The 15,585-nt window shown below is 63.2% G+C and carries 12 protein-coding genes; 6 read left to right on the forward strand and 6 right to left on the reverse strand.

From position 1 onward, the window contains the following. Positions 1-3: 3 nt before the first annotated feature. The 5 genes from amrB to NKJ80_RS21655 all read right to left on the reverse strand — a co-directional run bounded on the left by amrB (position 4) and on the right by NKJ80_RS21655 (position 8,319). Entirely contained in the window at positions 4-1,722 is a 1,719-nt protein-coding gene (gene amrB, locus NKJ80_RS21635; protein WP_352498286.1) for an AmmeMemoRadiSam system protein B, read from the reverse strand. A gap of 149 nt (positions 1,723-1,871) precedes the next feature. Continuing rightward, complete coding sequence (locus NKJ80_RS21640) at positions 1,872-4,850, reverse strand: hypothetical protein (RefSeq protein WP_352498287.1); 2,979 nt, start codon at positions 4,848-4,850, stop codon at positions 1,872-1,874. Positions 4,851-4,907: 57 nt separating this feature from the next. After that, a complete protein-coding gene (locus NKJ80_RS21645) occupies positions 4,908-5,621 on the reverse strand; it encodes a DUF4760 domain-containing protein (RefSeq protein ID WP_023669792.1) in 714 nt (237 codons plus the stop codon). Continuing rightward, entirely contained in the window at positions 5,618-6,010 is a 393-nt protein-coding gene (locus tag NKJ80_RS21650) for a hypothetical protein (RefSeq protein WP_027049727.1), read from the reverse strand. Before NKJ80_RS21650 ends, NKJ80_RS21645 begins: the two co-directional genes overlap by 4 nt. 89 nt (positions 6,011-6,099) lie before the next feature. Next, on the reverse strand, positions 6,100-8,319 hold the full coding sequence (locus tag NKJ80_RS21655; RefSeq protein ID WP_023815741.1) for a caspase family protein: 2,220 nt from the start codon (positions 8,317-8,319) through the stop codon (positions 6,100-6,102). Between the two features lie 295 nt (positions 8,320-8,614). Here NKJ80_RS21655 and NKJ80_RS21660 point away from each other — a divergent pair, with 295 nt between their 5' ends. Further along, positions 8,615-9,019 carry a Fur family transcriptional regulator gene (locus NKJ80_RS21660; RefSeq protein WP_023669789.1) on the forward strand — a complete coding sequence of 135 codons (405 nt, stop codon included), beginning with the start codon at positions 8,615-8,617 and terminating at the stop codon, positions 9,017-9,019. Between the two features lie 204 nt (positions 9,020-9,223). Here NKJ80_RS21660 and polA read toward each other — a convergent pair whose 3' ends face one another. Further along, positions 9,224-12,151, reverse strand: coding sequence for a DNA polymerase I (gene polA / locus NKJ80_RS21665; RefSeq protein ID WP_023700122.1), 2,928 nt, complete (start codon positions 12,149-12,151; stop codon positions 9,224-9,226). A gap of 444 nt (positions 12,152-12,595) precedes the next feature. Between polA and NKJ80_RS21670 the strand changes: the two genes are divergently transcribed. The 5 genes from NKJ80_RS21670 to NKJ80_RS21690 all read left to right on the forward strand — a co-directional run bounded on the left by NKJ80_RS21670 (position 12,596) and on the right by NKJ80_RS21690 (position 15,498). Continuing rightward, positions 12,596-13,981 (forward strand): M20/M25/M40 family metallo-hydrolase, encoded by a 1,386-nt coding sequence (locus tag NKJ80_RS21670; RefSeq protein ID WP_023686593.1) that lies wholly within the window; start codon positions 12,596-12,598, stop codon positions 13,979-13,981. 77 nt (positions 13,982-14,058) lie between these two features. Then, entirely contained in the window at positions 14,059-14,679 is a 621-nt protein-coding gene (locus NKJ80_RS21675; protein ID WP_023698188.1) for a ribonuclease D, read from the forward strand. Positions 14,680-14,759: 80 nt separating this feature from the next. After that, positions 14,760-14,966, forward strand: coding sequence for a hypothetical protein (locus tag NKJ80_RS21680; RefSeq protein WP_023683046.1), 207 nt, complete (start codon positions 14,760-14,762; stop codon positions 14,964-14,966). A 105-nt stretch (positions 14,967-15,071) separates the two neighbouring features. Then, a complete protein-coding gene (locus NKJ80_RS21685; protein ID WP_023683047.1) occupies positions 15,072-15,326 on the forward strand; it encodes a GlsB/YeaQ/YmgE family stress response membrane protein in 255 nt (84 codons plus the stop codon). 25 nt (positions 15,327-15,351) lie between these two features. After that, positions 15,352-15,498 (forward strand): hypothetical protein, encoded by a 147-nt coding sequence (locus NKJ80_RS21690; RefSeq protein ID WP_023683048.1) that lies wholly within the window; start codon positions 15,352-15,354, stop codon positions 15,496-15,498. Positions 15,499-15,585 lie beyond the last annotated feature (87 nt).

A 15,585-nucleotide genomic window follows, 5' to 3' on the forward strand; every position in this document is an offset into this window, starting at 1 on the left:
GCGTCATTTCGAGCCCATCTCGAAAAAATTGGGCAGCGGGATCAGCCGGGCAAAGATCGTGCCCTGGCTGAACACCCTGAGTTCCAGCATCGACCCGGACGATCGTTCGGCTTTCTGGTCGAACAGGAAATTGCCGAGCGAATAGATCTCCGCAACATCGCCGCCGCCGAGCGGCAGGATCGCCTCGCTCGATACATGTGGATGACCGCCGACGATTGCCGTGACACCGCGCAGCCGCATCTGGTCGGCAAGCATCTCCTCGGGCGGCGACGGCTCCGTCTTGTACTCGCGGCCCCAATGGACGAAGGCAATCACCGGCCGTTCGGCATTGTCGTGCAGCAGCCGGTCGAGCAAAGCAGGCGTCAGAAGGTCGGTGTTCCTGGAGCCGTTGGTATCGATGTCGGTCAGCCCGACCAGGTCGAGATCGGCAAGCGCCAGCGTCTCGCCCTGCCCGAAATGGGCGATGCCGGCCGCATCGAGTGCGGCCAGCGTCTCGGCATAGCCTGACGGGCCGAGGTCGTAGGCGTGATTGTTGGCGAGGCTGACAGCGGCGACATGCAATTTCTTGAGCATGTCGATGGCGAGGTCTGCGGGCATGGCCAGCGTCATGTCGTCGATCGCCTCAGGGACGTTGGGCAGGATCACGCCTTCGAGATTGACGATCAGCGGCCGCGAGCGGGTCAGGGCCAGCACGCTTTCGACGATCTTCTCGGCAACACCGTCGCGGACCAGGATCTTCTTCATGGCGCGGCCGAAATTCACGTCGCCCGCGAAATAGTAGAGCTTGTCGTCGGGACGGGCAGGATTGTTGAAGCCGGGGCCGAAGGCGCCGAACAGCGCCACGACATAGCTGGTGGTGCGCTCGACATAGTCGCCCGAATGCGCCTGCGAGTTCTCGTTGGCGACGACCAGGGGCGCAGCACCGAACAGTTCGCGCTGCAGCCTGGTCTGGATGTAGAGCGCACCGACCGAATCGGCGTGATCCGGCTGGCGCAGCGCCGCGATGCCGTCGAGCGAACCGGCGGCGAGCATGTTCAGCGTCTGCTGGTCGAAACGCCTGGCTTCGTGCTGCGGCAGATAATGCGAGAAATCGGTGGATTCGACGATCAGCGTGTCCTTGTCGACGATCGCTTTCAGCGCCTGCGCCAGCCGGTCCCAGTCGCCGCGCTTCGCCTTGACCGACATCGCCACCGGCACGATGGTTGCCTCCGGAAAATAGTGGTGCAGGAAGGGCAGCATGGCTTGAACGCCGTGCTCCTTGGCGAAGAGGCAGGAGTCCTCGACCATGTCGCTGTTCGCCTGGATAAGGCGCAGGGCTGCCGTGTCGGCCAGGACCGGGCCAAGCACAGTGTCGAAGCCGCGCGTCGTGGTGGCGAAGAGTTTCTGCGTCTTGTGGAAATGGTCCGGCGACAGGATGACGATGCGCTTGTAGCGGAAGCTGGACGCGGCGTGGAAACCGAGTGCGATGAGATCTGCGACGAGCAGGTGGTGGGGGACCGTGATGCCGGTGAGGCGTTGGTTGGACGGCTCGATTTTGGCGACGGCGGCGATGGCGTCGGTGAAGAGTGTGGGGTCGGAGTAGAAGGACGGGAAGTTTGTGTCGCCGGGCGGGCAGGTGATGGGGGCGGCAGACGCTTGAAGCGCTGAGAGGATAAGCAACGAGGTGGCAAAGATCAGAATGCTGGTCCGCGCCCAGGCACCCCCCTCTGTCCTGCCGGACATCTCCCTCGCAAGGAGGGAGATTGGATGTCGCCTCGACTTTCGCCAATCATCAACCTTGAAAATAGATCTCCAGCAATGAAGAGACTGATCTTCCCCCTTGCGGGGGAGATGGCCGGCAGGCCAGAGGGGGGTGCCTGGGCGCCGACCTCTCACGGCTCAGCCAGCACAATGTTCTCCACGCCGCCGACATAGTAGAACGGCTTCTGCTTGGACGCGGTCAGCCGCAGCACTTCGCGCGAAATATAGTCGGCGAGGCCGAACAGCGTCACGCCGCCGTCGGAGGTCTTGGCCCGGCCGCGCAGGCCTTCGAGGATCGAATAGGTGAAGACGCCATGGCCGAGCTCGGGCAGCTCGGCGGCGGTGTTGTTGGCAGCGGTGGCCGAGAAGACGACGATGCGTGCGTCCTGCGCGTCTTTTTCCAGGCGCGGGTTGAAGGCGTTGGCGGCGTGGCAGGTGTCGAGCAGCATGAAGCGCATGCCCTTGGCCCGCTCAACCGATTTCTGGATGTCGCCCCAGTCGACCAGCGAGGAGCGCTTCCAGCGGTCGGCATCCTGTTTGCGGCCGTCCGTGGGGATGAAATAATAATCTTCGTCGATGTTGATGCCGTGACCGGCGACGAAAATGATGGTGGTGTCGTTCTCGCCGGGTCTGTCGAGAAAGTCGGCGAGCTGGTCGTCGATCGTGTCGGAATCCGGTTCCAGGATGGTGTCGGCGCTGGCGACCTTGAACACGTCCTTGCCGGAATCGGGCGCCTCATCCAGCGCTTCGCGGTTGACCAGAACCAGCGTCTCCATCGCCGAAAACAAGGGCGCGGATTTCTGCGAGATCACCTTGAGGAATTCGGTAGCGTCGTCGACGGGATAGCGCAGATCGCAGGCGTGGCCGGCGCATGCATCGGTGAGGAAGGGATATTTGTCGACGCCGATCACGGCGACGTAGAGCTTGCCCTTGTTGGCGGGCTTTTCGGTTTTCCTGCCAAGTGCTGTGACACTGCGCTCGGTCAGATAGCCGAACTCGTTGGTGCCGGTGATGCGAATGGTATTTTCGCCATTCTCGACCGGCACTTCGACGATGATGCTCTTGCCGCCATCGGCCGAGCGTGCGGTGACATCGCCGACATTGCGGCTGTTCGACAGGATCGAGAATCCGGCGACATCGGCGCCGGCTTCCTGCACGCCCGAAATCTCGACGGCGACATAGCCCTCGCGGACGTTGCTCTGGTCGGCGGCAAGCTTGATGCCGAATTCCGGCGGTTTGCGCTCGAGCAGCTTTTCCAGCTCGCGGTCGACGCCGGGGCGCATTTCCTGAACCGCCTGTTCGGCGCTGCGCAGGATGATGGCCCGGCGCACCATTTCCGGGCTCCAGAGATATTTCTTCAGCTGGCCGGCGCTGATGAAACGCCCTTCGTGGCCGCGGCCCTGATTGACGTGCCAGCCTATCAACTTGTCGCCGTCGGCGGAGGAATAATAGTAGCCCTGCGGCATCCAGGCGATCCATTCGGAGCCGGCGAAGAACATCGACACGATCAGTTTGTGTGTCTTCAAATTCCACAGCCGCACGGTCTGGTCAGCGCTGCCGGTGACCAACAGCCCTTCCTTCTCGGCGGCAACCATGGCGTTGATCTCGCCGGTGTGGCCGGTGAATTCACCCGATACCTCGGCGGTCGCGGTTTTGTATTCCAACAGCGTGCCGTCGCTGCCGCCGGTGATCAGGCCAAGCCCATTGCCGATCAGCGTGTAAACCGAATGGACGAAGCCATTGGTGGCGGCATTCTCGATGCTGTGCATCACCTTTCCGCCGCTCGCGATTTCGAGCACGGCATTCTCCAGGCCGTCCTTGCCGCCGGGGACGGCGCGAAGCGACCACTCACCGTCGGTCAGTGCGGCGCGGGTATAGGTGCCCTGTTCCGCCAACGCCTTCGGGTCTTCGAAGAACCGCTCGGCCGTCGGTAGTGCCAGCACCTTGTCCAGCGTGCCCTGCAGCTCGGGACAGGACACGCGTTCAGGGCAGGGGTTGGTGTTGCCCCAAGCGATGGAGCTGCTCGCCGCATCGATCCCGATCGCCGTCACCGGTTCGCCGACCCCTTGCAGCAGCGCCTTGCGCTCGCCGGTCATGGGGTTCCAGACCTGGATGGCGTTGCGGGTGCCGCCGGCTGTCGCCACCAGCGAGCCGTCGGCATTGCCGGCGCCAGCAAAGACCGTGCCGTCATGGCCGTTATAGTCGAGCAGTTGCTCGCCGCTGTCGGTATTCCAGACCACCGAGCGATGCTTGTCGGCGCAGCGATAGCTGCATGACGCCACAAGCCGCGAACCCGTGGCGAAGCTCAGAGCGCCGATCTGGAAATCCTGCTTCGGCATGGCGCGGACGAATTTGCCGGTGCTGGCCTGCCAGAGCTGGACGTCGCCGTCCTTGCTGCCGGTGGCGAACAGGCTGCCATCCAATGACACGGCGAGTGCGGCGACGCCGACATCGCGCAGCGGTTCGGCCTCGGCGGGCAAAGCGATTTCCTCTGACTTGGCGATGTCCCAGAGCCTTATGCCGTTGTCTGTGGTCGTCGCCACCAGCCGGGTTCCCGCAGCGGCGAAGGCGAGCTTTTCCACACGCCAGGAATCGGCATCGAGTTTTTCCGCCAGCGTCCAGCCCGACGCGGATTTGTCGTCCGCCCGCCAGAGGTAGACGAAACCATCGCCACCGCCGGCGGCGAGCGTGTTTCCGTCGGGTGAAAAGGCGACATCATAGATGGCATAGTCGGCGGCCTTGAGCACGGTTTTGATCTTGCCGGTGGCGAAATCGAACAGCCTGATATCGCCATAAGGGGGCTTGTCGCCGATGCCGGCGCCGAAATAACCGCCGGCGGCGATCGTCTTGCCATCCGGCGACACGGCAATCGCAAAGACCTTGCCGTCATTGCCATTGCCAAGATAGCCGCGAATGGTGCGGAGCGTCACCCCGCTCTGCCAGTCCCAGATGCGGATGGTCTTGTCGTCAGATGCGGAGACCAGTCCCTCGCCGTCCGGCGTGAAGGCAAGATCGGTGACCCTGGCGCTGTGGCCGCCGGTGTTGAGATCGAGATGGAAATCGAGGTCCTCGGCACGGGCGACCGACGCCAGCGCCAGAAGACCGAGCATGACCAGCCACCGGAAAGCACGCAGGGCATGGGAGCTGACCGGCACCTTGTTGCGCCGCTATTTGGAGTCGGCGGACGGCGGCGACCCGTGACGCACATAATTCTCGATCGCCTGGGCATAATTGGCGGAACCGGCCTTGCGTTCTTTTTCGATGTAGCCGGCAAAATAGCTCCAGAACGACACCGCATAGTCGCGGAAATAGGCATCGGCGACATCGCGCGAACAGAGCTTGCCCTCGACGCAGATGGAGAGACGATTGAGGAAATAGACGATGCGGTCGAAATTGTCGTTGAAATCGGCGATCGGCATGGTGCCGCCGCCGGCAGTCATCGCCTCGATGCCGATGCGTTGCCGGAAAACCTGTTCCTCGGTTGGCGACGGCGTGGCGCTGAGCAGATTGTCGTATTTGGCGTTGAGCGACGAGAGGCGCTCCTTGAGCGCGCGCTGCGCCTGCTGAAAATCCTTGCTTTCCCAAAGCTCGACCAGCGACATCGTCTGCTCGACGCGCTTCTGTTCCTGGTTTGCGAGAAACTGGAAGACCGAGAAGGCCAAGGTGAAGATGATCGCCAGGCGCACGGCGAGACCCGACCAGGCGTAGATCAGCATGCGCCAGTCGCGGTCGGTGAAGGGGTTGGCTTCCTTCTTGATCTCGTGACTGCTCGGCCACGGAAAGCCTTCGGTGGTTTCGGGCAAGGTCGCCGGCTTCTTGGCCGGCGGAGGCGCCGATGTGGCCGGCGATTTCTGCGTTGCAGCGCCCCCCGGCTTTTTCATCCGCAGCTGTCCAGTTGGATGATGGCGGTGGGATCGAGCACGATGCCGGGTGTCTCCAGCTTCTTTTTCAGGCAATCGAGCTGCGTGCGCGAAATCATGAACTGCACGTCCGGTTCGGCAGCCGCCTTGCTGGGTGACGGCAAGGGCTCGACCACGCCGCGCGAGGCGCAGCTGGAGAGATCGACGACAACGGCCGTGTTGCCGGTCTTGGCGATCTGGTCGTACTGGTCGAGAAAGCAGGTGGCGAGCTCGGAATTGGTGACGATCTGCTTGGCGCACAGGCCGCAATTCTCGTCCGCCGAGGCGCTGGCAACCAGCAACAGGCTGCCGGCAAGGCCGACCGTCGCTGCACGCCAGGAGAGCACGGGGATAGTCACTGATGTCCTCATCTGTTGCATCCAGCCGCGGCGCATAGAGGTGTCGCGAGCCGGGAATGTTCATATATCACGCCTACAAGAGCCGGCGAAGCAATGTCAGGTCAGGCGCGGGGCACCGTCTCCATCGGGAAGATCATCACCGCGCCTTTGGGACCGCTCTTGTCGGCAAGCCGCATCACGGAGCGCGTTGCCGGTGCCATGCCGATGTCGGCCAGCATGTCGGAAAAACCAGGCGTTCCCGATGCGGCACGCGTCACGGCGCGCACGCCTTCCTGGGCAAGAAAGCTCAGATCCTCTTTCTCGCTTTGCGGCGGCGCCTCGGTCAGCACGGCAATCATGCGCTCCATGCCGAAGCTGGTGTCGGTGAAGGCGAGCAGCCCTTCCTTCAGGCCCTGGTCGGCCTGCTGGTTGATCGGCGCCAGCCGCTCGGCGACGATGTGGGCGATCGAATAGTCGCTGCCGATATACAGCACGTTGATGTCGACGAACTCGTCGGACCCGTTCTTGGCCGCAATGTGTACCTGATCGCCCGGCGAAACGCGCGGCACCGTTGACGATTCGATCGGCTCCAGCGCATCGCTGTCCTGGCGCTTGATCAGGAACTGGACGCTGACCTCGTCCGGCCGGTAGTCGGACGCCGCGGCGAGCCGCGACAGGCCGGTGGCGCGGAAGATCGTGGTCAGGGTCTTGGCTGTGTTTTCCGCAAGCTTGTCGCGGCCATCCTGATGGATGACGATGCGCGGCGGCTTGCTGCCGTCCTTCAGGCTGATGTCGCCGGACGCCGGCAGGAACCACAGCGCCGGTTCGTCGCTGGCGTTGGCGGCAGCGCCGTCCATGGATTTTTCGCGCAGCACCGCAAGCCGCAGATCGGCGCTCTTGCCAGGCTCGACCAGCGCGATGTGGAAGCCGGACTTCGGCTTCGCCACCAATTCGTCCAGAACCGAATTGACCAGCTCGGTTTCTTTTTCGAGCCCTGCGGTCGGCGCCGGCTTTGCCACCAGCAGCTTGTAGTCGACGGCGAGTTCGGCAACGCGCGCATAGGCGCCGGCGGGCACCGCCGTCGGCGCAAGCGCCGGCTTGCCGTCGAATTCGACCGGTGCGAGCTGGCTTTCGAGGTTTTTTGCCGATTTCACTTCGAGATAGCCGACGGCGTCGGAGAGCTTCGACAGCGCCGAAGGCAAAATGGCGAGCTTGCTGCCGGGGGTCAGACCCTGCAGCAGCCCGGCGCCGATCGCGACATCGCCGTCCTTGACGGCAATCGGCCATTGCATGACGGCGTCGGTCTTGTCGGTGCCGAACACGCGGGCGTCCAGTTCGCCCTCGAACAGGGGCGTCGGCCTTGTGCGGCCGTCGGCCGAATATTGCTGCAGCACGGCCTGGCCGAGCTGGCGATAGGTGACGTTGGGGTTCTCGGCCAATTTCGACAGGATGGTGAAGGTGAACAGGCCGAAGCGCGGCGCGTCGGGCGTGCCCTTGGGCAGCGGCATTTCCGGCGTCGTCTCGACCGTCTGCGCGGCATAGAAGGCGACCAGCTTGCCCCTGGCGATCGGCTCTGCGCCGGTCGGCGTCAGGTTGAAGGCCGGCTTGCGGCCGCCATTCTCGTCGAAACCGCGCGATGCGCTTGCCGAGATGTCGTCATAGGCCTTCACCGCGGCTGCTCTCGCCGCGTCGTCGCCGCCGACGAGGTCGGCGAACTCGACCTTGCGCTCCAGTTCGTCATCGACTTCCGCGGCGCGCGTCGCGGTGCCGGAATGGCAGCAGTCGAACACCACCCAGACAAAGGCGCCCTTGTCGCGGATGGCGTCGAGTGCGGCGCCGACCTCGTTGTCGACCAGCGCGTTCGGCACGCCCTCTTCGCGGTTGATCCATTTGTCGATATCGGACGGCAGGAAAATCTCGTCGAGGCCGTCGGTCTCGTCACCGGCCTTGGCTTGCGGCTGCTGGGCGCCGTGGCCCGACAGATGCAGATAGACGAAATCGTCGCGTTGCACCTTGCCGGCGAGGTCGGCAAGAGCGGCCTTGATCGCCGCATGCGTCGGCGGGCCGTTGGCGCCTTCGACGTCCTTGGCGAGCAGGATCACGTTCTCGGCCGAGAACTTCACCGGATCGGGCGTGTTCTTCAGGAGATAGTCGCGCACTAGGCCGGCATCGTTCTTCGGCCCGATCAGCCAGTTCTTCTGCGGCAGGTTCGGATAGTCGGTGCAGGCAACCAGCAGCGCGTGATAGGTGCGCGAGGCGGCGAGGGCGCGGAACGAGACCGTACCGGCAGCCACAAGCGCCGACGTGCCGACGAGCAGCGTCCGTCGTGTCAGTTTGATCATAATTGCTTCCCCAAGCCCGATCGAATTTGCAAGTGCGGCACCTTTCGTCGCGAATTTTGTCAGTATTTTGAATGTGGTCGGTGCCGTCAATCGGCGGTGGTGGTCATGGTGTCGATGGCGATAACGGAAACAGTGGCAAAAAGCCCGCTTCATCGCTATCTCAAGGGAATTGAGACCGTCGCATGGCAGAAATGATTTGCGAGCGGCGCTGGATCAAACAGATAGAACATGATGTCGTCCGAGAACCGCTCCACACTTTTCGGCATCATGCTCTAAACGATCGGAAAACGGGATCATGGCGGCAAGGGATGTGCTGACGAAGAATCAGCTGAGCGTGCTCGAAAAGCTCGAGGCCGCCAGCGGACCGCTCAGCGCCTATACGCTTCTCGACCAGCTGCGCGAGCGCGGTTTCCGCGCGCCGCTACAGGTTTACCGGGCGCTCGACAGCCTGGTGAAGTCAGGCTTCGTGCACCGGTTGGAAAGCCTCAACTCCTTCGTCGCCTGCGCCGAACCGCACGACCATACGCATTCGATGACAGCCTTCGCTATCTGCGACACATGCGGGCAGGTGATGGAGATGTCCGACCATGACGTCGACCATCGGCTGGACGAATGGGTGCGCTCGACCGGGTTTGCTGCGAAGAAGGCGGTGATCGAGTTTCGAGGGACGTGTGCCAAGTGCCTGGCTGAGGCTGCCTAACGTTTCGACGCTGGCGGGACAGCACCCCCCTCTGTCCTGCCGGACATCTCCCCCGCAAGGGGGGAGATTGGCAGTTCAAGCGCTGCGCCCATTGCAGCAACGTCGGAGATTGGCGAAACCGGAAGTGGCGGCTGATCTCCCCCCTTGCGGGGGAGATGCCCGGCAGGGCAGAGGGGGGTGTGAAGGATCGCGGCGTATCCGGCGCTAATGCGCCTCGTCCCAGTTGTTCGCTGCGCGGGCATCGACATGCAGCGGCACCGACATCGAGATGGCCGGCATCGGCGCGTTCTCCATCACCCTGCGCACCACGGGGATCGTCGCCTCGACTTCCGCTTCAACCGTCTCGAAGATCAATTCGTCATGCACCTGCAAGAGCATGCGGGCGGACAGGCCGGCCTTTTCCAGCGCCTCGTCCATATGCACCATGGCGCGGCGGATGATATCGGCAGCGGTGCCTTGCAGCCTGGCGTTGATCGAGGCGCGCTCGTTGAAGGCACGGATCGACGGGTTTGACGACCGGATCTCAGGATAGTGGATGCGGCGGCCGAAGATGGTTTCGACGAAGCCATGCTCGCGGGCATAGGCTTTTGTTGCCTCGATATAGTCGCGGATGCCGGGGAAACGCTCGAAGTATTTCTTGATGTAGGCGCCGGCCTCCTCGCGCGGGATCGACAGCTGGTTGGCCAGCCCAAAGGCCGAGATGCCGTAGATGATGCCGAAATTGATCGCCTTGGCGCGGCGGCGCACTTCGGAAGGCATGCCTTCGACCGGCACGTTGAACATTTCCGAGGCGGTGATGGCGTGGATGTCGGCGCCATTGGCGAAGGCCTGCTTCAACTGCGGGATCTCGGCGACGTGGGCAAGCACGCGCAGTTCGATCTGGCTGTAGTCGGCCGAGACCAGTTTCTGGCCCTTGTCGGCGATGAAGGCCGTCCTGATCTTGCGTCCCTCCGCGGTGCGCACCGGGATGTTCTGCAGATTGGGATCGGAGGAGGACAGCCGGCCCGTCGTCGTTGCGGCCAGCGCATACGATGTGTGCACGCGCCTGGTGTCGGGATGGATGAAGCCGGGCAGCGCGTCGGTGTAGGTCGATTTCAGCTTGGTCAGCTGGCGCCAGTCGACGATCTTGCGCGGCAGTTCGTGGCCTTCGGCGGCGAGGTCTTCCAGAAGCTGCGCGGAGGTCGACCATTGCCCGGTCTTGGTCTTGGAGCCGCCGGGCAGGCCCATGCGGCCGAACAGGATGTCGCCGAGTTGCTTTGGCGACCCGATGTTGATGCGCTCGCCGACAAGGCCGTAGATCTCCTCCTCCAGCCGTGCAGCGCCTTGCGCCAGCTCGCCGGAGAGCCGCGACAGGATCTGGCGGTCGACCGAGATGCCGCGCTGTTCCATCCGCGCCAGCACCGGCACCAGCGGCCGTTCCAGCCGCTCATAGACCGAAACCAGGCCCTTGGCGGCAAGTCGCGGCTTCAGCACCTGCCATAGCCGCAGCGCTACGTCGGCATGGCCGGCGGCGTAGGCGGTCGCCCGGTCGATGTCGACCTGCTCGAACCCGACCGAGCTTCTGCCGGAACCGGCGAGATCCTTGAGCGGCGTCGTGGCATGGCCGAGCCATTTGTCGGCAAGCGAGGACAAAGTGTGGTGGCCGGTGCCGGCGTCGAGCACATAGGAAATCAACATCGTGTCGTCGAAGGGTGCGATATCGATGCCGTGGCGGCTCATGACGACGATGTCGTATTTGGCGTCCTGGGCGATCTTGAGCACCGATTTGTCTTCCAGCAACGGCTTCAGCAGCGCCAGCGCCTCGCGGACCGGAATCTGGTTCTCCAGCGTGCCGCCGCCGAGCAGGTCGCCAGCGCCGCTCTTGTGGGCGAGCGGCACATAGGCGGCGCGGCCGGGGCCGATCGCCAGGGAGAAACCGATGAGGTCGGCCAGCATCGGATCGGAAGACGTGGTTTCGGTGTCGAAGGCGACGGTTCCGGTCTCCTTGGCTTGGGCCAGCCAGGTCTTGAGCGTTGCCGTGTCGCGGATGGCGACATAGGCGGCAGGATCGATTTTGGCCGCGGCGGCCGTTTCCAGGCGAAGTGCGGCAAGCAGCGAAGGCGCGTCCCCGGCCCTTGCGGTTTCGGATTTGGCTTCATCCTGTGTTGCCGCAGGCACCGGTGTGCCGGAGCCGACATCGGGGCCGTGCGCGGTGTCGGCGCGCTCGACGGTGACGGCGACAGCCTGCACATCGCCGGCTTCGGTGCTGGTCGCCTCGGCCACACGGCGGGTCAGCGAGGTGAATTCCATGGTTTTGAGAAAGCCGATCAGCTTCGGCCCATCCGGCGCATGCAGCACGAAATCGTCGAGCCCGTCGGTCACCGGCACGTCGTTCTTCAGCGTCACCAGCTGGCGCGATATGCGCGCCTTGTCGGCATTGGCGATGATGGATTCGCGCCTCTTGTCCTGCTTGATCTCGCTGGCCCGGGCGAGCAGCCCGTCAAGGTCGCCGAACTGTTCCAGAAGCTGCGCCGCCGTTTTCGGCCCGATGCCGGGTACGCCCGGCACATTGTCGACGGAGTCGCCGGTCAGCGCCTGCAGGTCTATCATCTTTTCCGGCGGCACGCCCCATTTCTCGATGACTTCGGGGATGCCGATCTGGCGGTCCTTCATCGGGTCGTACATGCCGACCGTGGGTCCGACCAGCTGCATCAGATCCTTGTCAGAGGAGATGATAGTGGTGTCGCCGCCGGCCTCGCACGCCAGCCTGGCATAAGTGGCGATGAGGTCGTCGGCCTCGTAGCCTTCGATCTCGATGCAAGGCAGGTTGAAGGCCACGGTTGCCTGGCGGATCAGACCGAATTGCGGGATCAGGTCTTCGGGCGGTGCGTTGCGGTTGGCCTTGTATTCCGGGTAAAGATCATTGCGGAAGGTTTTCGACGAATAATCGAAAATGACCGCTAAATGCGTCGGCACGATGCCTACATCGGTGTTGCGGGCGTCCTGCATCAGCTTCCACAACATGTTGCAGAAGCCGGAGACCGCGCCGACCGGCAGCCCATCGGATTTGCGGGTCAGCGGCGGCAGCGCATGATAGGCGCGAAAGATGTAGCCGGAGCCGTCGATAAGGAAGAGATGGTCGCCTTTTTTCATGCCGGCAGGGATAGCGCGGCAGGACGGCGCGGTCCATGGCAAAGGCGGGCTTCCAACAGGTGTTGCGGCGACATGCTGACAGAGCCTGCCTGCCGATAGGTCCTGCTGCTGTTTGCCTCGGCGCTCACGGCTATGTTACAAAAGTGTAATTTTTGTGCCCTTGAAACGCCACGATCCGAGACACAAATAAAGGTCATCGGCAGTTTTCGCCGAGTCCGGAGCAAGGCCCGTCCCCCGCCTATCCCGGACAATTGCGGCAGCCTATCCCCCCTCTCCGGGCTGCCGCATCGTTTCGAGTAAAAGACCGCCGTGGTTCCCCTCCACCACGGCGGTTCTTTTTTGCCTTCTGACAAGTGTTTACGGTCCGTGGTCCAACGATCGCGGGCTTTTCGTTTTGATGCGCTGCCTTTACGGTCCCGGCACCGAAAAGAAAGGCCCGCAGTAATGTCCACCATTTCCTCCGTCCTCGACCGTCTCGACAAAAATCTCGACCAGAGCCTGGAGCGCCTGTTCGGCCTGCTCCGCATCAAGTCGATCTCCACCGATTCAGACTATGCCGCCGACTGCCGCAAGGCCGCCGAATGGCTGGTGGCGGACCTCAAGCTGATCGGCTTCGACGCTTCGGTGCGCGACACGCCGGGACACCCGATGGTGGTTGCGCACCATGAAGGCCCCGCCGGTTCGCCGCATGTGCTGTTTTATGGCCATTACGACGTGCAGCCGGTCGATCCGATCGAGCTTTGGGAGAACGACCCGTTTGCGCCGGCGGTCAAGGAGATCGAGCCCGGTCACAAGGTAATCACCGGCCGTGGCTCGGCCGACGACAAGGGGCAGCTGATGACCTTCGTCGAGGCCTGCCGCGCCTGGAAGCAGGTGCATGGCAATCTGCCCTGCCGCATCACCATCCTGTTCGAGGGCGAGGAGGAGTCCGGTTCGCCGTCGCTGAAGCCGTTCCTCGAGGCCAATGCCGATGAGCTCAAGGCCGATTTCGCTCTGGTCTGCGACACCGGCATGTGGGACCGCGAAACGCCGTCGATCTGCGTTTCGCTGCGCGGAATGGTCGGCGAGGAGGTCACCGTCAAGGCCGCCGATCGCGACCTGCATTCGGGCCTCTATGGCGGCGCCGCCGCCAACCCGATCCGCATCCTGGCGAAAATCCTCGCCGACATCCATGACGAGAACGGCCACATCACCATTCCCGGCTTCTATGACGGGGTCGAGGAAACGCCGTCGCAGATCCTGAAATCATGGGAAACTCTGGGCGAGACCGCCGAAACCTTCCTCGGACCGATCGGCCTCTCGATCCCGTCGGGCGAAAAAGGCCGCTCGGTGATGGAACTGACCTGGGCGCGGCCGACGGCCGAGTTCAACGGCATCATCGGCGGCTACACCGGCAAGGGGTTCAAGACGGTGATCGCGGCGGAAGCGTCGTCGAAAATCTCCTTCCGCCTCGTCCACAAGCAGGACCCCGAGAAGATCCGCGCCGCGTTCCGGGAATTCGTCAAGGCGCGCATTCCCAGGGACTGTTCGGTCGAATTCCACCCGCATGGCGGCGGGCCGGCAATTCAGCTTTCCTACGACTCGCCATTCCTGGCCAAGGCCAAGACTGCGCTGTCGGATGAATGGCCGAAGCCAGCGGTGACGACCGGCAGCGGAGGCTCGATACCGGTGGTCGGCGACTTCCAGACCTATCTCGGCATGGAATCGCTGCTGGTCGGGTTCGGGCTCGACGACGACCGCATCCACTCGCCCAACGAGAAATACGAGCTGACCTCCTTCCACAAGGGCCAGCGCTCCTGGGCGCGCATTCTCGATGCGCTGACGCGCTGAGGAGGCTGGGAAGTTTTCTTGTTGATTTTTCAGCGGATCGCGGCGAGGACGAGTTACGCCGCGATCCGGAGACAACTATGCCCGACATCCGCTTCCACAAGAACGATCTGCCCGACCTCGCCCACTACAATGTCGACGCGGTGGCCATCGATACCGAGACGCTGGGGTTGAACCCGCACCGCGACCGGCTTTGCGTGGTGCAGATCTCGCCCGGCGATGGCTCGGCCGACGTGATCCAGATCGCGCCCGGCCAGAAGAAAGCGCCGAACCTCGTCAGCCTGCTCCGCAACCGCGGCATATCGAAACTGTTCCACTACGGCCGTTTCGACCTCGCCGTGCTGTACAATGCCTTCGGCGTCATGCCGGAGCCGGTGTTCTGCACCAAGATCGCCTCGCGGCTGACCCGCACCTATACCGACCGGCACGGCTTGAAGGACATCTGCTTCGAACTGCTTGGCGTCGGCCTGTCGAAGGCGCAGCAATCGTCGGACTGGGCGGCCGAGACCCTGTCGCCCGAACAGCTCGAATATGCCGCTTCCGACGTTCTCTATCTGCACCGTCTGCGCGAGGTGCTGGCTGGACGCCTGGCGCGGGACGGGCGCACCAAGGAAGCCGACGCCTGCTTCCGCTTCCTGCCGACGCGTGCCAAGCTCGATTTGATGGGTTGGGACGAAGAGGATATTTTTGCCCACAGCTGATGGCCTTCGGATAACGCTTCCGGCAGCCTTGCAACCAGACACGCGTCGTGGCGTTCTGTCGACTCAATGAGGGGGATGACGTGGCAGACCGCAAACCGATAGCGACCGCCCCGACGGATGGATCCAAGGTCACTGTTCTGTGGAAGGACGGCGCCGGCGTCGTCAGCGAATCCGTCGGGCAATATCGCGACGGCGCCTGGTGGGTCTACACCGACAGCGATACCCAGAAAAAGGTCGACCCGACCAGCTGGCGGCCAGTCTCCAGCGACGATGACGACGATCAATGAGCGCCGCTGGCGGGTGCAACTGCTTTCGCATAGCCTGAAGTCGTTGATATCGAGGCCGATTCGGGGCCTTCCGCTCCGTAGCCTCTCTTCCTGGAGGAACGCGTCATGGGCATCGAAAGCCTTCTCATCTTCATCATAATCGGCGCCATTGCCGGCTGGCTCGCCGGCCTCATCGTCTCGGGCTTCGGCTTCGGCCTCATCGGCAACATCGTCGTCGGCATTATCGGCGCCCTGATCGCCGGCTGGCTGTTTCCAAGGCTGGGCTTCGCAATCGGCGGCGGCATTCTGGCTGCCATCATCAACGCCACGATCGGCGCTGTCATCCTGCTGGTGCTGGTCAAGGTCTTGAAGCGAGCGTGACGCTCGATACGAAACGGAGCGCGCCATGAAACAGAACACCCTCTATCTCCTCATCGGCGCGCTCTTGGTCGTGGTCATTGCGCTAGGTATCTATGTCTATCACGAGCAGACCAAGCCAAAGGGCGTGGAGCTGAAGATCGACGACAAAGGCATTTCGATCCAGCAGAATTGATGATGTCCGCCTGCGGGTGGCGCTGATTTGTCATCCAGGCATTTTACGGCGATTGGGAGTTTCCTTGTGCAAATATTTGCACATCGT

The sequence above is a fragment of the Mesorhizobium sp. M0030 genome, assembly GCF_040323695.1.
Taxonomy (GTDB): Bacteria; Pseudomonadota; Alphaproteobacteria; order Rhizobiales; family Rhizobiaceae; genus Mesorhizobium.

Bases quoted from the DNA above. Each gene is read 5' to 3' on its own strand.
- amrB (WP_352498286.1), bottom strand. From the start codon at position 1,722: ATGTCCGGCAGGACAGAGGGGGGTGCCTGGGCGCGGACCAGCATTCTG.
- NKJ80_RS21640 (WP_352498287.1), bottom strand. From the start codon at position 4,850: ATGCTCGGTCTTCTGGCGCTGGCGTCGGTCGCCCGTGCCGAGGACCTC.
- NKJ80_RS21645 (WP_023669792.1), bottom strand. From the start codon at position 5,621: ATGAAAAAGCCGGGGGGCGCTGCAACGCAGAAATCGCCGGCCACATCG.
- NKJ80_RS21650 (WP_027049727.1), bottom strand. From the start codon at position 6,010: ATGAGGACATCAGTGACTATCCCCGTGCTCTCCTGGCGTGCAGCGACG.
- NKJ80_RS21655 (WP_023815741.1), bottom strand. From the start codon at position 8,319: ATGATCAAACTGACACGACGGACGCTGCTCGTCGGCACGTCGGCGCTT.
- NKJ80_RS21660 (WP_023669789.1), top strand. From the start codon at position 8,615: ATGGCGGCAAGGGATGTGCTGACGAAGAATCAGCTGAGCGTGCTCGAA.
- polA (WP_023700122.1), bottom strand. From the start codon at position 12,151: ATGAAAAAAGGCGACCATCTCTTCCTTATCGACGGCTCCGGCTACATC.
- NKJ80_RS21670 (WP_023686593.1), top strand. From the start codon at position 12,596: ATGTCCACCATTTCCTCCGTCCTCGACCGTCTCGACAAAAATCTCGAC.
- NKJ80_RS21675 (WP_023698188.1), top strand. From the start codon at position 14,059: ATGCCCGACATCCGCTTCCACAAGAACGATCTGCCCGACCTCGCCCAC.
- NKJ80_RS21685 (WP_023683047.1), top strand. From the start codon at position 15,072: ATGGGCATCGAAAGCCTTCTCATCTTCATCATAATCGGCGCCATTGCC.
- NKJ80_RS21690 (WP_023683048.1), top strand. From the start codon at position 15,352: ATGAAACAGAACACCCTCTATCTCCTCATCGGCGCGCTCTTGGTCGTG.